This window comes from Streptomyces cyaneochromogenes (assembly GCF_003963535.1).
GTDB classification, from domain to species: domain Bacteria; phylum Actinomycetota; class Actinomycetes; order Streptomycetales; family Streptomycetaceae; genus Streptomyces; species Streptomyces shaanxiensis.
Genome location: NZ_CP034539.1, coordinates 4,068,094 through 4,087,243 on the forward strand (window position 1 = coordinate 4,068,094; position 19,150 = coordinate 4,087,243).

The 19,150-nt window shown below is 66.3% G+C and carries 11 protein-coding genes and 3 rRNA genes; 7 read left to right on the top strand and 7 right to left on the bottom strand.

The features are described from left to right. Positions 1–29: 29 nt before the first annotated feature. From EJ357_RS18140 to EJ357_RS18155, 4 genes are read left to right on the top strand one after another with little or no spacing between them, the layout of a single operon-like run. Entirely contained in the window at positions 30–758 is a 729-nt protein-coding gene (locus EJ357_RS18140) for a DUF4129 domain-containing protein (RefSeq protein ID WP_126392673.1), read from the top strand. After that, positions 755–1,957, top strand: a complete 1,203-nt coding sequence (locus EJ357_RS18145; RefSeq protein ID WP_126392674.1) for a DUF4350 domain-containing protein — start codon at positions 755–757, stop codon at positions 1,955–1,957. Before EJ357_RS18140 ends, EJ357_RS18145 begins: the two co-directional genes overlap by 4 nt. Continuing rightward, positions 1,957–2,946 carry an AAA family ATPase gene (locus EJ357_RS18150; RefSeq protein ID WP_126399613.1) on the top strand — a complete coding sequence of 330 codons (990 nt, stop codon included), beginning with the start codon at positions 1,957–1,959 and terminating at the stop codon, positions 2,944–2,946. The genes EJ357_RS18145 and EJ357_RS18150 overlap by 1 nt, the downstream gene beginning before the upstream one ends. Then, a complete protein-coding gene (locus tag EJ357_RS18155) occupies positions 2,946–4,256 on the top strand; it encodes a DUF58 domain-containing protein (RefSeq protein ID WP_126392675.1) in 1,311 nt (436 codons plus the stop codon). Before EJ357_RS18150 ends, EJ357_RS18155 begins: the two co-directional genes overlap by 1 nt. Positions 4,257–4,370: 114 nt before the next feature. Here EJ357_RS18155 and rrf read toward each other — a convergent pair. The 4 genes from rrf to EJ357_RS18180 all read right to left on the bottom strand — a co-directional run bounded on the left by rrf (position 4,371) and on the right by EJ357_RS18180 (position 11,120). Next, positions 4,371–4,487, bottom strand: a 5S ribosomal RNA gene (gene rrf, locus EJ357_RS18160). Positions 4,488–4,580: 93 nt separating this feature from the next. Continuing rightward, positions 4,581–7,702: ribosomal RNA gene (locus EJ357_RS18165) — 23S ribosomal RNA — on the bottom strand. Between the two features lie 322 nt (positions 7,703–8,024). Further along, positions 8,025–9,550 (bottom strand): 16S ribosomal RNA (locus tag EJ357_RS18170). The 16S, 23S and 5S rRNA genes sit together here, the layout of an rRNA operon. A gap of 562 nt (positions 9,551–10,112) precedes the next feature. Continuing rightward, positions 10,113–11,120, bottom strand: a complete 1,008-nt coding sequence (locus tag EJ357_RS18180; RefSeq protein ID WP_126392676.1) for a stage II sporulation protein M — start codon at positions 11,118–11,120, stop codon at positions 10,113–10,115. A 130-nt stretch (positions 11,121–11,250) separates the two neighbouring features. On the opposite strand from EJ357_RS18180, the gene EJ357_RS18185 reads away from it, so the two are divergent. Then, a complete protein-coding gene (locus tag EJ357_RS18185) occupies positions 11,251–12,303 on the top strand; it encodes an RDD family protein (RefSeq protein WP_126392677.1) in 1,053 nt (350 codons plus the stop codon). Between the two features lie 50 nt (positions 12,304–12,353). Here the strand turns inward: EJ357_RS18185 and EJ357_RS18190 are convergent, their stop codons facing one another. Together EJ357_RS18190 and ahcY are read right to left on the bottom strand one after the other, a co-directional pair. Further along, positions 12,354–12,968 (bottom strand): hypothetical protein, encoded by a 615-nt coding sequence (locus EJ357_RS18190; RefSeq protein ID WP_126392678.1) that lies wholly within the window; start codon positions 12,966–12,968, stop codon positions 12,354–12,356. Positions 12,969–13,098: 130 nt separating this feature from the next. Beyond that, positions 13,099–14,556, bottom strand: a complete 1,458-nt coding sequence (ahcY, locus tag EJ357_RS18195; protein ID WP_126392679.1) for an adenosylhomocysteinase — start codon at positions 14,554–14,556, stop codon at positions 13,099–13,101. Between the two features lie 516 nt (positions 14,557–15,072). Between ahcY and EJ357_RS18200 the strand changes: the two genes are divergently transcribed. Together EJ357_RS18200 and lepB are read left to right on the top strand one after the other, a co-directional pair. Next, positions 15,073–17,199, top strand: coding sequence for a fructose-specific PTS transporter subunit EIIC (locus EJ357_RS18200; protein ID WP_126392680.1), 2,127 nt, complete (start codon positions 15,073–15,075; stop codon positions 17,197–17,199). Positions 17,200–17,292: 93 nt separating this feature from the next. Continuing rightward, positions 17,293–17,991, top strand: coding sequence for a signal peptidase I (gene lepB / locus EJ357_RS18205; protein ID WP_228473089.1), 699 nt, complete (start codon positions 17,293–17,295; stop codon positions 17,989–17,991). A 69-nt stretch (positions 17,992–18,060) separates the two neighbouring features. Here lepB and EJ357_RS18210 read toward each other — a convergent pair whose 3' ends face one another. Further along, positions 18,061–19,041: a cation diffusion facilitator family transporter gene (locus EJ357_RS18210; protein ID WP_126392681.1), complete on the bottom strand. Its 981-nt coding sequence runs from the start codon at positions 19,039–19,041 to the stop codon at positions 18,061–18,063. Positions 19,042–19,150 lie beyond the last annotated feature (109 nt).

The window sequence follows — 19,150 nt, forward strand, 5'->3', positions numbered from 1 at the left end:
TCGTACGCGCGTTGCCAGGCACCGGCGACATGGTCACACCGTCGCTGTCGCGCTCCGGCGACACAGCCGTCCTGGCACTGCTCGCGCGTTCCGACGACGAGCCGCCGCTGACGATCCCACGCGATCCTGCGCGGGAGGCCGCCCGACGCGAGCTGTCCAAGGGCATGTACCACGAGAACGAGCCCAGTTGGTTCCAGCGCGCCCTCGATGCGTTCTGGGATTGGGTCGAGGACCTTTTCAGCAGCGCCGCGACCGTGACACCCGGAGGTCCGGTCGGCCTGGTCGTCGTCATCCTGGTCGTCCTCGCGGTCCTCGGCGCCCTGTGGTGGCGCCTGGGCACCCCACGCCGCGAACCCACCTCCTCCGCCGCCCTGTTCGACGACCGCCCCCGCAGCGCCGCCGAACACCGGGCCGCCGCCGAAGCACACGCCGCCCAGGGCCACTGGAACCAGGCCGTCCAGGAACGCATGCGCGCCATCGTCCGCTCCCTCGAGGAGCGCGCCCTGCTTGACGTCCGCCCCGGCCGCACCGCGGACGAGGCCGCCGCCGAAGCAGGCCGCTCACTGCCCTCCCACACGGACCGACTGCGCGCCGCGGCCCGGGACTTCGACGACGTCACATACGGCGGCCGCACGGCGACCCGGCAGGCGTACCAGCGCATCGCCGAACTCGACCGCGACCTGGAGAGCAGCAAGCCACAGCTCGCGAACAGCGCCCCCAGCACGGCCCACAACGCCCGCCAGGGAGCCGCCGAATGACGACCGAGGCCACGCTCCCGTCCACCTCGGCCTCGCCCACCGCACGCCAGGTATGGACCCGCGCGCGAGGCGTCGCCCTCGCAGTCGTGCTCCTCCTGGTGGCAGCCGTCGTGATCGCCACGATCCGCTCCGACACCCGGCACGGCACCCTCGACCCACGCTCCGCCGACCCCAAGGGCAGCCGAGCGGTCGCCGAACTCCTCGCCGACCGCGGCGTGGACACACGCGTGGTCACCACCCTTGACGAGGCACGCGCCGCAGCCGCTGCGGACACCACCCTCCTGGTCGCCTCCCCCGACCTGCTGACGCACCGTCAACAGTCCTGGCTGCGCTCGACGACCGCCGACTCCGGTGGCCGAACCGTCCTCGTCGCCCCGGGCAGTTGGTCCGTCGAACGACTCGTCCCCGGGGTCACCGCGGACCCCGCCACCAGCCTCGACTCGGAGCTCTCCCCCGACTGCGCCCTGCCCGCCGCCCAGCGCGCGGGCACCGCCGACCTGGGCGGAGTCCGCTACACCACCACCCACCTCGACGCCGACGAGTGCTACCCCAGCGAGCGCCTGGCCACCCTGCTGCGCGTCCCGGAGAGCACCGGGGACAGCGACTCCATCGTCCTCGGCGCGCCCGACATCCTCTACAACGAACGTCTCGACGAGCAGGGCAACGCCTCCCTCGCCCTCCAACTCCTCGGCTCCCGCCCCCACTTGGTCTGGTACCTCCCCTCGCTCTCCGACGCGTCGGCCGCCGACTCGGACGACGAACGCAGCTTCTTCGACCTGCTCCCTTCGGGCTGGCTCTGGGGCACGCTCCAGCTCTTCATCGCCGCAGCCCTGGCCGCCCTCTGGAGGGCACGCCGACTCGGCCCTCTGGTGCCCGAGAAACTCCCCGTGGCGATCCGCGCCTCCGAAACCGTCGAAGGCCGCGCCCGCCTCTACCGCAAGGCCAACGCCCGCGACCGCGCGGCCACCGCTCTTCGCTCCACCACCCGCACGCGCCTCGCCCCTCTGATCGGTGTCCCCATCACCCAGGCGCACGCGCCCGAGGCCCTGCTCCCCGCTCTGTCTGCCCACCTCCACAACCACGGAGACGGACAGACCCTGCACACGCTCCTCTTCGGCCCGCCGCCCAGCGACGACACGGCCCTCATCGCCCTAGCAGACCAACTCGACGCCCTCGAAAGAGAGGTACGCCGTCCATGATGGACCCGACCACTGACAACGCCGGGAACACCGGGGATCCGGGCACCGCCCGTGCTTCCCTGGAAGCCCTGCGCGCCGAGATCGCCAAAGCCGTGGTCGGCCAGGACCCCGCCGTGACCGGCCTCGTCGTCGCCCTCCTCTGCCGCGGACACGTTCTCCTAGAAGGAGTCCCTGGGGTCGCCAAAACGTTGCTCGTCCGCGCCCTCGCATCCGCACTCGAACTCGACACCAAGCGCGTCCAGTTCACCCCCGACCTCATGCCGAGCGACGTGACGGGCTCCCTCGTCTACGACACCCGCACAGCCGAGTTCTCCTTCCAGCCCGGCCCGGTCTTCACCAATCTCCTCCTCGCCGACGAGATCAACCGCACTCCGCCGAAGACCCAGTCGTCCCTGCTGGAAGCCATGGAGGAACGTCAGGTCACGGTCGACGGCACGCCCCGCCCGCTCCCCGATCCGTTCCTGGTCGCCGCGACCCAGAACCCGGTGGAGTACGAGGGCACGTACCCCCTCCCCGAAGCCCAGCTGGACCGTTTCCTCCTCAAGCTCACCATCCCGCTCCCCTCCCGCCAGGACGAGATCGACGTCCTCACCCGCCACGCCGAAGGCTTCAACCCGCGCGACCTGCGCTCCGCCGGCGTACGCCCCGTAGCGGGCCCCGCAGACCTAGAGGCGGCACGCGCCGCGGTGGCCAAGACGACGATCTCCCCGGAGATCACGGCCTACGTCGTCGACATCTGCCGAGCCACCCGCGAGTCGCCGTCCCTGACCCTGGGCGTCTCCCCGCGCGGCGCCACCGCCCTCCTGGCCACAGCCCGAGCATGGGCCTGGCTGACCGGCCGGGACTATGTCATCCCGGACGACGTCAAGGCACTGGCCCTCCCCACCCTCCGCCACCGCGTGCAGCTCCGCCCCGAGGCCGAGATGGAAGGCGTCACAGCCGACTCCGTCATCAACGCGATCCTCGCCCACGTCCCTGTGCCCCGCTGATGGCACTCACCGGACGCGCCGCGCTCCTCGCGGCCCTGGGCTCCCTCCCCGTAGGCATCTGGGATCCGAGCTGGACGGGCATCCTCGCGGTCAACGCACCCTTGGCCGCGGCCTGCGCCTGCGACTTCGCCCTGGCAGCACCGGTACGACGGCTGGGCCTGACCCGTTCCGGCGATACCTCCGTCCGCCTGGGCGAGTCAGCCGACGTCACCCTCACTATCACCAACCCGTCCGGCCGCCTGCTCCGCGCCCACCTCCGTGACGCCTGGCCGCCCAGCAGCTGGCAGCCAGGCACAGAGGTGGCGGCCTCCCGACACCGCGTGACGGTCCCCGCCGGCGAACGCCGCCGCATCACGACACGCCTACGGCCCACCCGCCGCGGCGACCGCCAGGCCGACCGCGTGACGATTCGCTCGTACGGCCCCCTTGGCCTCTTCACCCGCCAGGGCGCCCACAAAGTCCCCTGGACGGTACGCGTCCTGCCCCCCTTCACGAGCCGCAAGCACCTGCCCTCCAAACTGGCCCGCCTGCGCGAACTCGACGGCCGCACCAGCGTTCTCACTCGCGGCGAGGGCACAGAATTCGACAGCCTGCGCGAGTACGTCCCTGGCGACGACACCCGCTCCATCGACTGGCGCGCTACGGCCCGACAATCTACGGTCGCCGTACGCACCTGGCGCCCAGAACGCGACCGTCACATCCTCCTCGTCCTGGACACCGGGCGAACTTCGGCAGGACGCGTCGGCGACGCTCCCCGCCTCGACGCCTCCATGGACGCAGCACTGCTCCTGGCCGCCCTCGCCTCCCGAGCCGGCGACCGCGTGGACCTCCTCGCCTACGACCGCCGAGTACGCGCACTCGTCCAGGGCCGCACAGCAAGCGATGTCCTGCCCTCCCTGGTCAACGCGATGGCCACCCTCGAACCCGAGCTGGTCGAAACGGACGCCCGAGGCCTTACGGCCACAGCTCTCCGTACGGCGCCCCGCCACTCCCTGATCGTGCTGCTGACCACGCTCGATGCCGCCCCGATCGAAGAGGGCCTGCTCCCTGTCCTGCCTCAGCTCACCAAGCGCCACACAGTTCTGCTGGCATCAGTGGCGGACCCTCACATCGCAGGCATGGCAACAGCACGCGGAAACACAGACGCGGTGTACGAGGCAGCAGCATCCGCCCAGGCCCAGAACGAACGCCACCGCACGGCCGAACAGCTCCGCCGTCACGGCGTTACGGTCGTCGACGCAACGCCGGAGGAACTCGCGCCGGCCCTGGCGGACGCCTACCTGGCCCTCAAGACGGCAGGACGTCTGTAACCCATAGGGGGAGCCCGTCAATCGGACTCCCCCCAAAAGACCAAACCGCGCACGAACCAGAAATGCAGAAAGCCCCCGAACCGGTATCCCCGGTCGGGGGCTTTCTCAAATTTTGTTCGGCGGCGTCCTACTCTCCCACAGGGTCCCCCCTGCAGTACCATCGGCGCTGTAAGGCTTAGCTTCCGGGTTCGGAATGTAACCGGGCGTTTCCCTCACGCTATAACCACCGAAACACTATGAAACTGTCAAACATGCCGCACCACGCTCTGTGGGAACGCGGGGCCGTTCGTGGTTTCAGAACCAACACAGTGGACGCGAGCAACTGAGGACAAGCCCTCGGCCTATTAGTACCGGTCACCTCCACACCTCACGGTGCTTCCAGATCCGGCCTATCAACCCAGTCGTCTACTGGGAGCCTTACCCCATCAAGTGGGTGGGAGTCCTCATCTCGAAGCAGGCTTCCCGCTTAGATGCTTTCAGCGGTTATCCCTCCCGAACGTAGCCAACCAGCCATGCCCTTGGCAGAACAACTGGCACACCAGAGGTTCGTCCGTCCCGGTCCTCTCGTACTAGGGACAGCCCTTCTCAAGACTCCTACGCGCACAGCGGATAGGGACCGAACTGTCTCACGACGTTCTAAACCCAGCTCGCGTACCGCTTTAATGGGCGAACAGCCCAACCCTTGGGACCGACTCCAGCCCCAGGATGCGACGAGCCGACATCGAGGTGCCAAACCATCCCGTCGATATGGACTCTTGGGGAAGATCAGCCTGTTATCCCCGGGGTACCTTTTATCCGTTGAGCGACGGCGCTTCCACAAGCCACCGCCGGATCACTAGTCCCGACTTTCGTCCCTGCTCGACCCGTCGGTCTCACAGTCAAGCTCCCTTGTGCACTTACACTCAACACCTGATTGCCAACCAGGCTGAGGGAACCTTTGGGCGCCTCCGTTACCCTTTAGGAGGCAACCGCCCCAGTTAAACTACCCATCAGACACTGTCCCTGATCCGGATCACGGACCCAGGTTAGACATCCAGCACGACCAGAGTGGTATTTCAACGACGACTCCACGAACACTGGCGTGCCCGCTTCACAGTCTCCCACCTATCCTACACAAGCCGAACCGAACACCAATATCAAACTGTAGTAAAGGTCCCGGGGTCTTTCCGTCCTGCTGCGCGAAACGAGCATCTTTACTCGTAGTGCAATTTCACCGGGCCTATGGTTGAGACAGTCGAGAAGTCGTTACGCCATTCGTGCAGGTCGGAACTTACCCGACAAGGAATTTCGCTACCTTAGGATGGTTATAGTTACCACCGCCGTTTACTGGCGCTTAAGTTCTCAGCTTCGCCACCCCGAAGAATGACTAACCGGTCCCCTTAACGTTCCAGCACCGGGCAGGCGTCAGTCCGTATACATCGCCTTACGGCTTCGCACGGACCTGTGTTTTTAGTAAACAGTCGCTTCTCGCTGGTCTCTGCGGCCACCCCCAGCTCAAGCAGCAAGTGCCATCACCAGGTGTGGCCCCCCTTCTCCCGAAGTTACGGGGGCATTTTGCCGAGTTCCTTAACCATAGTTCACCCGAACGCCTCGGTATTCTCTACCTGACCACCTGAGTCGGTTTAGGGTACGGGCCGCCATGAAACTCGCTAGAGGCTTTTCTCGACAGCATAGGATCATCCACTTCACCACAATCGGCTCGGCATCAGGTCTCAGCCTTAACGGTGTGCGGATTTACCTACACACCGGCCTACACCCTTACCCCGGGACAACCACCGCCCGGGCTGGACTACCTTCCTGCGTCACCCCATCACTCACCTACTACAAGTCTGGTCCGTCGGCTCCACCACTCCCCTTTGCCCGAAGGCTCCAGGGCGGCTTCACGGACTTAGCATCGCCTGGTTCGATGTTTGACGCTTCACAGCGGGTACCGGAATATCAACCGGTTATCCATCGACTACGCCTGTCGGCCTCGCCTTAGGTCCCGACTTACCCTGGGCAGATCAGCTTGACCCAGGAACCCTTAGTCAATCGGCGCACACGTTTCTCACGTGTGAATCGCTACTCATGCCTGCATTCTCACTCGTGAACCGTCCACCACTGCCTTCCGGCGCGGCTTCACCCGGCACACGACGCTCCCCTACCCATCACGATCCCCGTTGGGGGTATATATCGCAATGACACGACTTCGGCGGTACGCTTGAGCCCCGCTACATTGTCGGCGCGGAATCACTAGACCAGTGAGCTATTACGCACTCTTTCAAGGGTGGCTGCTTCTAAGCCAACCTCCTGGTTGTCTCTGCGACTCCACATCCTTTCCCACTTAGCGTACGCTTAGGGGCCTTAGTCGATGCTCTGGGCTGTTTCCCTCTCGACCATGGAGCTTATCCCCCACAGTCTCACTGCCGCGCTCTCACTTACCGGCATTCGGAGTTTGGCTAAGGTCAGTAACCCGGTAGGGCCCATCGCCTATCCAGTGCTCTACCTCCGGCAAGAAACACACGACGCTGCACCTAAATGCATTTCGGGGAGAACCAGCTATCACGGAGTTTGATTGGCCTTTCACCCCTAACCACAGGTCATCCCCCAGGTTTTCAACCCTGGTGGGTTCGGTCCTCCACGAAGTCTTACCTCCGCTTCAACCTGCCCATGGCTAGATCACTCCGCTTCGGGTCTTGAGCGCGCTACTATATCGCCCTATTCGGACTCGCTTTCGCTACGGCTTCCCCACACGGGTTAACCTCGCAACACACCGCAAACTCGCAGGCTCATTCTTCAAAAGGCACGCAGTCACGAGATGGAAGCAAGCTTCCATCCGACGCTCCCACGGCTTGTAGGCACACGGTTTCAGGTACTATTTCACTCCCCTCCCGGGGTACTTTTCACCATTCCCTCACGGTACTATCCGCTATCGGTCACCAGGGAATATTTAGGCTTAGCGGGTGGTCCCGCCAGATTCACACGGGATTTCTCGGGCCCCGTGCTACTTGGGTGTCTCTCAAACGAGCCGCTGACGTTTCGACTACGGGGGTCTTACCCTCTACGCCGGACCTTTCGCATGTCCTTCGCCTACATCAACGGTTTCTGACTCGTCCTGTCGCCGGCAGACGACAGAAGAGAGATCCCACAACCCCGCATACGCAACCCCTGCCGGGTCTCACACGTATACGGTTTAGCCTCATCCAGTTTCGCTCGCCACTACTCCCGGAATCACGGTTGTTTTCTCTTCCTGCGGGTACTGAGATGTTTCACTTCCCCGCGTTCCCTCCACATACCCTATGTGTTCAGGTATGGGTGACAGCCCATGACGACTGCCGGGTTTCCCCATTCGGAAACCCCCGGATCAAAGCCTGGTTGACGACTCCCCGGGGACTATCGTGGCCTCCCACGTCCTTCATCGGTTCCTGGTGCCAAGGCATCCACCGTGCGCCCTTAAAAACTTGGCCACAGATGCTCGCGTCCACTGTGCAGTTCTCAAACAACGACCAGCCACCCATCACCCCGAACCAACAGATCCGAGTGCACTGGGGCCGGCATCGAAGGCTTCCCGGCCTCACGGCCGCACCTTCAGACACCCAACAGCGTGCCCGGCCAGGCCCCGTCCGGAGATCATGCGTTCCACGCTCTTACGAGCAGTACTAGCAGCCTCCGACCCGAAAACCCGGCCGAATAATCAACGTTCCACCCATGAGCAACCAGCATCAGACATTCGCTGATGTACTGGCCTCTGACCTCGCCCCGAAGAGCTCGGTAAGAAGTGCTCCTTAGAAAGGAGGTGATCCAGCCGCACCTTCCGGTACGGCTACCTTGTTACGACTTCGTCCCAATCGCCAGTCCCACCTTCGACAGCTCCCTCCCACAAGGGGTTGGGCCACCGGCTTCGGGTGTTACCGACTTTCGTGACGTGACGGGCGGTGTGTACAAGGCCCGGGAACGTATTCACCGCAGCAATGCTGATCTGCGATTACTAGCAACTCCGACTTCATGGGGTCGAGTTGCAGACCCCAATCCGAACTGAGACCGGCTTTTTGAGATTCGCTCCACCTCACGGTTTCGCAGCTCATTGTACCGGCCATTGTAGCACGTGTGCAGCCCAAGACATAAGGGGCATGATGACTTGACGTCGTCCCCACCTTCCTCCGAGTTGACCCCGGCGGTCTCCTGTGAGTCCCCATCACCCCGAAGGGCATGCTGGCAACACAGGACAAGGGTTGCGCTCGTTGCGGGACTTAACCCAACATCTCACGACACGAGCTGACGACAGCCATGCACCACCTGTACACCGACCACAAGGGGGCGACCATCTCTGGCCGTTTCCGGTGTATGTCAAGCCTTGGTAAGGTTCTTCGCGTTGCGTCGAATTAAGCCACATGCTCCGCTGCTTGTGCGGGCCCCCGTCAATTCCTTTGAGTTTTAGCCTTGCGGCCGTACTCCCCAGGCGGGGAACTTAATGCGTTAGCTGCGGCACCGACGACGTGGAATGTCGCCAACACCTAGTTCCCACCGTTTACGGCGTGGACTACCAGGGTATCTAATCCTGTTCGCTCCCCACGCTTTCGCTCCTCAGCGTCAGTAATGGCCCAGAGATCCGCCTTCGCCACCGGTGTTCCTCCTGATATCTGCGCATTTCACCGCTACACCAGGAATTCCGATCTCCCCTACCACACTCTAGCTAGCCCGTATCGAATGCAGACCCGGGGTTAAGCCCCGGGCTTTCACACCCGACGTGACAAGCCGCCTACGAGCTCTTTACGCCCAATAATTCCGGACAACGCTTGCGCCCTACGTATTACCGCGGCTGCTGGCACGTAGTTAGCCGGCGCTTCTTCTGCAGGTACCGTCACTTTCGCTTCTTCCCTGCTGAAAGAGGTTTACAACCCGAAGGCCGTCATCCCTCACGCGGCGTCGCTGCATCAGGCTTTCGCCCATTGTGCAATATTCCCCACTGCTGCCTCCCGTAGGAGTCTGGGCCGTGTCTCAGTCCCAGTGTGGCCGGTCGCCCTCTCAGGCCGGCTACCCGTCGTCGCCTTGGTGAGCCATTACCTCACCAACAAGCTGATAGGCCGCGGGCTCATCCTTCACCGCCGGAGCTTTCAACCCTCACAGATGCCTGCGAGAGTGATATCCGGTATTAGACCCCGTTTCCAGGGCTTGTCCCAGAGTGAAGGGCAGATTGCCCACGTGTTACTCACCCGTTCGCCACTAATCCCCACCGAAGTGGTTCATCGTTCGACTTGCATGTGTTAAGCACGCCGCCAGCGTTCGTCCTGAGCCAGGATCAAACTCTCCGTGAATGTTTTCCCGTAATCGGGACGACACATCACGAGAGCGGAACAGTCGAGCGGAATAGGCCCGACCGTTCACAGCGTCCTCGCTGTGTTTTTTCAAAGGAACCTCGTCCCAGCCGTGATGGCCGGAGACGGGGTATCAACATATCTGGCGTTGATTTTTGGCACGCTGTTGAGTTCTCAAGGAACGGACGCTTCCTTTGTACTCACCCTCTCGGGCTTTCCTCCGGGCGCTTCCCTTCGGTCTTGCGTTTCCGACTCTATCAGATCTTTTCTCGATCCGATTTCCTCGGTGCTTTCCAGGTTTCCGCTCTCGCGTTTCCCTTTCCGGCGGTTCCGACTTTATCAGAAGTTCCGGGCCGGATTGACCAGCCGCTCATTTCCGAATCTATCGGGAGGGGCTTCTCGGGAATCGATGTTCCACTGAAGCAGACAGATACTCACTCGGCCCGGTCTGGACTACATCCACTTCCAGGCAACTGTTCGAATCTACCTCCCCACGCGCTCCGTGTCAACGGCTCTTGTGGGGCGAAGAGGAGACTAGCAGTTCAACAGGGGTGTCCGCACATCAGGCCGCCGTTGGAACGGCAGCACTGCGCTCGGCTGCCTCAACATCGCCTGTCTCTCCGGCTCGGGCGGCACGGCCGCCGAGGACATAGACGTATGCGAGGAATGCCAGCTCAGCTATGACGCCGATGGTGATGCGCGCCCAGGTAGGCAAGCCCGATGGGGTGACGAAGCCTTCGATGGCGCCCGAGACGAACAGGACCAGTGCGAGGCCTATCGCCATGCCGATCGCGGCTCGGCCTTCCTCGGCGAGGGCTGAGCGTCGGGTGCGGGGGCCGGGGTCGATGAGGGTCCAGCCGAGGCGCAAGCCTGTGCCGGCGGCGACGAAGACCGCGGTCAGTTCGAGGAGACCGTGCGGCAGGACCAGGCCGAGGAACGTGTCCAGGCGTCCTGCCGAGGACATCAGGCCAAAGCCGACGCCGAGGTTGAGCATGTTCTGGAAGAGGATCCAGAGCACCGGGAGGCCGAGGAACACTCCCAGGATCAGGCACAGGGCAGCGGCCCAGGCGTTGTTCGTCCAGACCTGGGCCGCGAAGGAAGCCGCGGGGTGGCTGGAGTAGTACGTCTCGTACTGGCCGCCTGGGCGGGTGAGCTCGCGTAGTTCGCTGGGGGCCGCGATGGTCGCCTGCACTTCGGGGTGGGTGCCTATCCACCAGCCCAGGAGGGCCGCGACGAGGGTGGACAGGAGCGCCGTGGGTACCCACCAGTGTCGCGATCGGTAGACCGCCGCTGGGAAGCCGTGGGCCAGGAAGCGGGTGACATCGCGCCAGGAGGCGCGTCGGGTTCCTGTCACAGCGCTACGCGCGCGTGCCACCAATTGGCTGAGTCGGCCCGTCAGCTGGGGGTCGGGTGCGCTGGACTGGATCAGGGAGAGATGGGTGGCGGTGCGCTGGTAGAGGACGACGAGTTCGTCGGCCTCGGCTCCGGTGAGGCGGCGCTGGCGCCCCAGGAGGGTTTCGAGGCGGTCCCACTCAGCTCGGTGGGCGGTGACGAAGACGTCGAGGTCCATCTGCTTTCCTGCTCCCCGGCTGTTCGTCGGCGACTCGTCGTGGGTGTCAGCTTGTCGTACTGCGGCGCGATGCGCCCTCAGCTTGGCAGACTGGCCATTCGAGGGGCAGGTCAGGGGAAGGACGGACTGCGTGAGTGAGCTGGTGACGGGCGAGGCGGTGGCGCTGGAGTTGCGCCCCGCGAAGCTGCCCAGCAGGGCGCTTGCCGTCCTGGTCGATCTGGCGGTGGCTGTGATCGCCTATATCGCCGTGACCATTGGCGTGGTGGCTGCCACCGCTTCTCTGGACGAGGCGGCGCAGACCGCGCTGTCGATCGCGATGTTCGTTCTGTTGCTGGTCGGCGGACCGATCGCGGTGGAGACGCTGAGCCATGGGCGTTCGCTCGGGAAGTTGGCCTGCGGGCTGCGCGTGGTGCGCGACGACGGCGGACCGATCCGGTTCCGGCATGCGCTGGTGCGGGGACTCATCGGCGTGATCGAGATTCTGATGACTCTCGGCGTCGTCGCCGTCATCGCTTCGCTGGTGTCCGCGCGCGGGCGGCGGCTCGGTGACGTGTTCGCGGGGACTCTTGTCGTACGCGAACGGGTGCCCCTCGCGCGGACGGGCTTCGTTCCTCCGCCTCCGCCGTGGTTGGCCGGGCGGTTTTCAGGGCTCGACCTCTCGGCGGTTCCCGATGGCCTGTGGCTCGCCATTCGCCAGTACCTGACGCGAATGCAGCAACTCGATCCCCAGGTCGGCTGGAGCATGGCGGAACAGCTCGCGGCGGACCTCGCGGCGCACACGGGTACTCCGGCGCCGCAGGGCGTGCCGCCGGCCGCGTATCTGGCGGCCGTTCTGCAGGAGCGGCAGGCGCGAGAAGCGCGGCGCGCCTTCGGGAACGGGCCGGGGGCGGGTGGGGCGGCTGCCGGTGTCGGTGCTCCGGGCGGTGCCGGTGTGGTGGTGAGCGGGGCAGGGGCTGCCGCTGCTGCACAGAGTCCGTACGGTCCGGCGGTTGTTTCGCCCGCCGCTGCTGTGCCTCCGCCGGGCGTGTACGGCTCGGGGGTGGCTGCGGTCGGCGGTCAGCCCGGAGTTGGTGGGGAAGCGGATCGTTCCTCTGTACCGCAGGACGTCGTGCCGCAGACCCCAGCTCCGCAGGAGGCCTCGTCGGCAGAGCGGCCCGCTACCGGCTTCGCACCTCCGGCGTAGCTCCCTGGCGCGGGGCGCCGCGACGAAGTGGCCGACCTGCGCGACCTCGTTCAAACGAACGTGGACGGCGGCGACTCCAGGTCCTCCAGTTCGATGCCGGGGGCCGCGAGGACCACGTCGCCCGTGATGTGTACGGCGTGCTGCTCGCCCGTGTCCAGGGCTGTGACCTGGTATTCGTCCACGGTCAGGGGGCCGTTGTCAGTGGCGTGTGTTTCTCTGTTCACCAAGGCCCAGGACTGGTCCACGGTGCGCGGGGCGAGGACCGGATCCGTGAGGGCCACCAGGCGTACCCGGGTTGCAGCGGCGGAAGGGGTGAGGCGCAGGAGACGAGTGGTGGCGATGAGGAACGCGGGGGATGTGCCGGTGAAGGCATGGGCGCGCACATTGCCTTCCGTGGCGTGAGCCCCGGTGGGGTCGGTACGGACCCAGGTGACGCCGTCGAGGGCGGCGCCGCGGACCTGCCAGCCGCCCGCATGGAGTTCGAGACGGATGGGGCGACCGAGTTCGTCCAGGGCGAGGTCGACGGAGCCGCTGTGATCGCCTGCGGGGGTGGTCAGCTGGGAGACGTAGCGCCAGCCGGAAGGGCCGGGGGCGCAGTGGAAGTGCTCTTCTGCGAGGGGGGTGTGATCGTGCGGATCGTGGAGCGAATAACGGCCGCGGGGCATCGGGGTCCTGGGTCTTGACGGGCTGATCCGGCTGTACGGCCAAGGGCCGCATGAGCCGAAGGGGCAGGCCCCCGGCACGGGGGTGCGGGGGCCTGCCTCTGAGGACCTGCTGCTGAGAGGACGGTTCGGCTCAGTAGCGGTAGTGGTCCGGCTTGTACGGGCCCTCGACCTCGACGCCGATGTACGCGGCCTGCTCGGGGCGGAGCTGGGTCAGCTTCACGCCGAGCGCGTCCAGGTGGAGGCGGGCGACCTTCTCGTCGAGGTGCTTGGGCAGCGTGTAGACGCCGATCGGGTACTCGGACTGCTTGGTGAACAGCTCGATCTGGGCCAGCGTCTGGTCCGCGAAGGAGTTGGACATCACGAACGACGGGTGGCCGGTGGCGTTGCCCAGGTTCAGCAGGCGGCCCTCGGACAGGACGATGATCACCTTGCCGTCGGGGAAGGTCCAGGTGTGGACCTGCGGCTTGACCTCGTCCTTGACGATGCCCGGGAGCTTGGCGAGGCCGGCCATGTCGATCTCGTTGTCGAAGTGGCCGATGTTGCCGACGATCGCCTGGTGCTTCATCTTGGCCATGTCCGAGGCCATGATGATGTCCTTGTTGCCGGTCGTGGTGATGAAGATGTCGGCCTTGTCGATGACCTCGTCGAGGGTCGTGACCTGGTAGCCGTCCATCGCCGCCTGGAGCGCGCAGATCGGGTCGATCTCGGTGACGATCACGCGGGCGCCCTGACCGCGCAGGGACTCCGCGCAGCCCTTGCCCACGTCGCCGTAGCCGCAGACCACCGCGGTCTTGCCGCCGATCAGGACGTCGGTGGCGCGGTTGATGCCGTCGATCAGGGAGTGGCGGCAGCCGTACTTGTTGTCGAACTTCGACTTGGTGACGGCGTCGTTGACGTTGATCGCCGGGAACAGGAGGACGCCGTCGCGCTGCATCTCGTACAGGCGGTGGACGCCTGTCGTGGTCTCCTCGGTCACGCCGCGGATCTCGGAGGCCAGCTGGGTCCACTTCTGCGAGCCGTCCGTGATGGTGCGGTGCAGGAGCTCGAGGATGACGCGGTGCTCGTCGGACTCGGCGGTGTCGACCGAGGGGACCTTGCCGTCCTTCTCGTACTCGACGCCCTTGTGGACGAGGAGGGTGGCGTCACCGCCGTCGTCCAGGATCATGTTCGGGCCGCCGGTGGGCGTGTTCGGCCAGGTCAGGGCCTGCTCCGTGCACCACCAGTACTCCTCCAGGGTCTCGCCCTTCCAGGCGAAGACCGGGACGCCCTGCGGGTTGTCCACGGTGCCGTTCGGGCCGACGGCGATGGCGGCGGCCGCGTGGTCCTGGGTGGAGAAGATGTTGCAGGAGGCCCAGCGGACCTCGGCGCCGAGGGCGACCAGGGTCTCGATGAGGACGGCGGTCTGCACGGTCATGTGCAGGGAGCCGGTGACGCGGGCGCCGGCCAGGGGCTGCGCCTCGGCGTATTCCTTGCGGATCGCCATCAGGCCGGGCATCTCGTGCTCGGCGAGGGTGATCTCCTTGCGGCCGAACTCGGCCAGGGAGAGGTCGGCGACCTTGAAGTCCTGTCGGTTCTCGACAGTCGTCATTGCGAGCTGCTCCTCGGGGTTGGGTCGAGGGTGGGTACGGCTGGTCTGCGCGGCGGCGGACACCGGGGTGCCCGAAGAGGACACAGGCATGCCCGCGTACGCGCAGCGCAGTCCGTCGGAGGCCCTCTCTCCCTCGGTCGGTCCGTGTCGGGACCGCCCGACCGCCATCAGCAGCGACGTCTGGCTCTGTCCCAAGCTACACCGGGAGGTCCGGCCGCCCCCAGTCCGCCTACGAACAGATCGCGCCATCAGGGGGCTCGGGGAGGGTGGGCGAGGGGTCGTTCATGGTCGGTTGCGGGTGGCGTCGCGGTCGGGTGTGGGGGTGATGGGCGGGAGCGATAACAGGACACCAACGAAGCGTCGACAGGAGGGGATGAACCGGGGTTATCGGGGATCTTTGCGCCTTTGAGTCTGTGGCGGGGTGGTGCAGGATGCCCGGGAGATCTGAACAACTGATCGATCTTGCGGGGCGTCCGGGACGGCGATTCCGCATGACAAAGGCGTTAGGAGATCGATGTGACCAGTCAGGCCGGCCCTCCCCCCACGGGCAGCGACGGTGGCGAGCGGAAGCGGTTGAAGCTGCTCGCGGTGACCGCGTGTCCGACCGGCATCGCGCACACCTACATGGCGGCGGAGAAGCTCGCGCAGGCTGCCGAGAGCCGCGGTATCGACATGAAGGTGGAGACGCAGGGATCCATCGGGGCCGAAAACGTCCTCGATGACAACGATGTCAACACCGCGGACGGCGTCATCGTCGCCGCGGACAAGGACGTGGACCTGAGCCGCTTCGCGGGTAAGCGGGTCCTGACGGTTGGGGTGGCCGAGGGCATCCGGAACCCCGAGTGGCTGATCGAGCAGGTGCTGTCGGCGCCCGTGCACACGGCAGGGGGTGCCCCCACGGCCCCCGCGGCCGGTCGCGGCAGGGAGCGCAGCGTCGGGTACAAGGCGCTGATGAACGGGGTCAGCTACATGATCCCGTTCGTCGTGGTCGGCGGGCTGCTGATCGCGATCTCGCTCTCGCTCGGCGGGCACACCGACCCGTCGGGCGGTCTGGTCATCCCGAAGGACTCCTTCTGGATGGACGTGAACAACATCGGTGTCATCGGCTTCACGCTGATGGTGCCGATTCTGTCCGGTTACATCGCGTATGCGATCGGGGATCGGCCCGCGCTCGTGCCGGGCATGATCGGTGGCTGGATCGCCAACACCGGTGAGCTGTACGACTCCAAGGCCGGGGCGGGCTTCATCGGGGCGATCGTGACCGGGTTCCTCGCCGGGTACCTGGTGTTGTGGATCAAGAAGGTCAAGGTCCCGAAGTTCGTGCAGCCGATCATGCCGATCATCGTGATTCCGATCGTGGCGACGACGGGACTCGGGCTCTTCTTCATCTATGTGCTCGGCAAGCCGATCTCCTGGGTCTTCGAGCATCTGACCAGCTGGCTCAGTGGGATGACCGGCGCGAGCGCGATCCTGCTCGGCGCGATTCTGGGGCTCATGATCGCGTTCGACATGGGCGGCCCGGTCAACAAGACCGCGTTCCTGTTCGGTGCCGGGCTCATCGCGACCGGCAACCAGACGGTCATGGGCATGTGCGCGGCCGCGATCCCGGTCATGCCGCTGGGTCAGGGCCTGGCCACGCTGATACGGAAGCGGCTGTACACCGAGCAGGAGCGGGAGACGGGGCTCGCCTCGCTGTTCATGGGCTGCTTCGGCATCTCCGAGGGCGCGATCCCGTTCGCCGCGGCGCGACCCGCGCAGGTCATCCCCGCCAACATGCTGGGCGGCGCGGTCGCCGGTGCGATCGCCGGGGTCGCCGGCGTCGAGGACGCGGTGCCTCACGGCGGGCCGATCGTGGCCGTGCTGGGTGCGGTGACCGGTGTGCCGATGTTCTTCGTGGCCGTGGTGATCGGCTCGGTCGTCACCGCGCTGACCACGGTCGCCCTGGTCGACCTGCGTGAGCGTGGACAGCGTGGGGAGCAGGTCGGTGGTGCGGGGTCCGACGGGCCGGTGCTCGCGAGCGGGCCCGCGTTGGTCGGGGTGAGTGTCGGAGCGCCGGGGGCTGGTGCGGGCGGCGAAGGGGCAGCTGAGGCCGTCGGCGAAATGGCGGGTGCCAGTGGCGTCGTAGCGCGGCAGGTTGTGCGTGAGGCGGAGGCGGGGGACGCCACCGTCGCCGGTGGCGTCCCGGACGGGGTCCTCTCCGGCCATCTCACCGGGCAGACCGTGAAGGTCGAACTCGATGCCGCCGACAAGGAGTCCGCGATCCGGGAGATGGCCGGGCTGCTCGCGCGTACCGGCAAGGTCGCGGACGTGGACGAGCTGGTGGCGACCGCGCTCCGGCGGGAGGCGCAGGGGACGACCGGGCTCGGTGAGGAGATCGCGATTCCGCATGCCAAGACGGATGCGGTGACCGCGCCGGTCGTCGGGTTCGCGCGGTCCGCGGAGGGCGTCGAGTGGGGCTCGCCGGACGGTACGAAGGCGAGGCTGGTATTCATGATCGCCGTACCGGAGGCGGCCGCCGGCGACGAGCATCTGCGGATTCTGGCGCTGCTGTCGCGGAAGTTGATGGACGCGGGCTTCCGGGAGCGGCTGCTGAGCGCGGCCGACGAGTCGGTCGTCCTTGGGGTACTGCGCGAGGTCGGGTAGCCGCGCGGCCGGGCCCATGTCCGTGCATCGGGCGTGGGCCCGCACAGCCCGTTCACAGTCACTCGCTACGCTCTGCGCCCGCGGATGGGCCGCATGGAGAGGAACGAGATGTCGGGCAAGGGGCGGGGACTGGGGATCGCAGCCGTCGTGGTGGGGCTGGTGGGGTTGTTGTTGGGGCTGGGCGGTCTCGGCTACGCACGGCACGCCTTCGGCGGCTCCGTCGTGTCGAGCGAGAGCATGACACCGACGTACGGGCCGGGCGACCGGGTCGTCTACGAGCGGATCGACGGAAGCGAGGTGCGGCGCGGGGAGGTCGTGGTGTTCTCGGCGCCGGACCGGTACGGGTTCGACGGACTGGTCATGGGGCGGGTCATCGGCGTGGGCGGTGACCGTGTGGCGTGCTGCACGGGAACGCAGGCGGACGCCCCCGTGACCGTGAACGGGAAGCGGCTCGAGGAGCCGTATGTGAAGGGCGGGGACGCTCATGGCGGATACCCCGCGTCCTACGACGTGCAGGTCCCCGAGGGCCGGCTGTTCCTGATGGGCGACCACCGCGCGAACTCCCGTGACTCGCGTGCCTTCCTCGACGACCACGGCGGGACGCTCCCGGAGTCCGCGATCCGGGGGCGTGTGATCGACGACTACACCGTGCCGGCGCTACTCGGGACGGCGATGGTGCTCGGGGTGGTGTTGGTGCTGGTCGGGATCGGTCTGGGGATCGCCGCGGTGGTCGTACGGCGAAGGGCGCGGGCCATGATTCCGCCCCCGCCGCCGTGGGCTGTGCAGGTCTGAGGACGCGGTCGCGGGCGAAGACCGAGGGGCCCGCCGGGATTCCGGCGGGCCCCTCGACATGGGAGGACGTCAGTGCCCCTCGCCATGCGGCGCCGGTCCCCCGGGCGTCGCCTCGCGGTCGGCGCCCTTCGCCGCCTCGGCGTCGCTGTAGATGTCGGGCTCGAGGTAGATCACGCGGGCGATCGGGACGGCCTCGCGGACGCGGGCCTCGGCGGCGTCGATGGCGGAGGCGACCTCGGCGGCCGTGGCCTCGCGCCGGACGGCGATCTTGGCGGCGACCAGGAGCTCCTCGGGGCCGAGGTGCAGCGTGCGCATGTGGATGATGCGGGTGACCGCCTCACCGTCGACGACGGCGGCCTCGATGTTCTTGACCTCCTCGACGCCCGCGGACTCGCCGAGCAGCAGCGACTTGGTCTCGATGGCCAGGACGACGGCGATCAGGACGAGCAGGATGCCGATGCAGACGGTGCCGATGCCGTCCCAGACGCCGTCGCCGGTGAGCAGGGCGAGGCCGACGCCGCCCAGGGCGAGGATCAGGCCGACCAGCGCGCCGAGGTCCTCCAGGAGGACGACGGGCAGCTCGGGGGCCTTGGCGTGGCGGACGAACTCCTTCCAGGACTTCTTGCCCCGCAGGACGTTGGACTCCTTGATGGCCGTCCGGAAGGAGAAGGTCTCGGCGATGATCGCGAAGACGAGGACGCCGACGGGCCAGTACCAGTGCTCGATCTCGTGCGGGTGCTTGATCTTCTCGTAGCCCTCGTAGAGGGCGAACATGCCGCCGACCGAGAACAGGATGATCGAGACGAGGAAGGCGTAGATGTAGCGCTCGCGGCCGTAGCCGAAGGGGTGCTGCGGGGTCGCCTCGCGCTGGGCCTTCTTGCCGCCGACCAGCAGCAGGGCCTGGTTGCCGGAGTCGGCGAGCGAGTGCACGCCCTCGGCGAGCATCGACGACGAGCCGCTGAACGCGAACGCCACGAATTTCGATGCCGCGATCGCGAGGTTGGCGGCGAGTGCCGCCACGATCGCCTTGGTACCGCCTGACGCGCTCATGTGTCGCGTTGTCCCTTCGACTTCGTAGCCTTCGTGGCCTTCGTACGTACCCGTCCGGGCGGCGCCGAGGGGAGCGCGCGGCCCCCGTTCGGCTTTGCCCGTCCTTTGC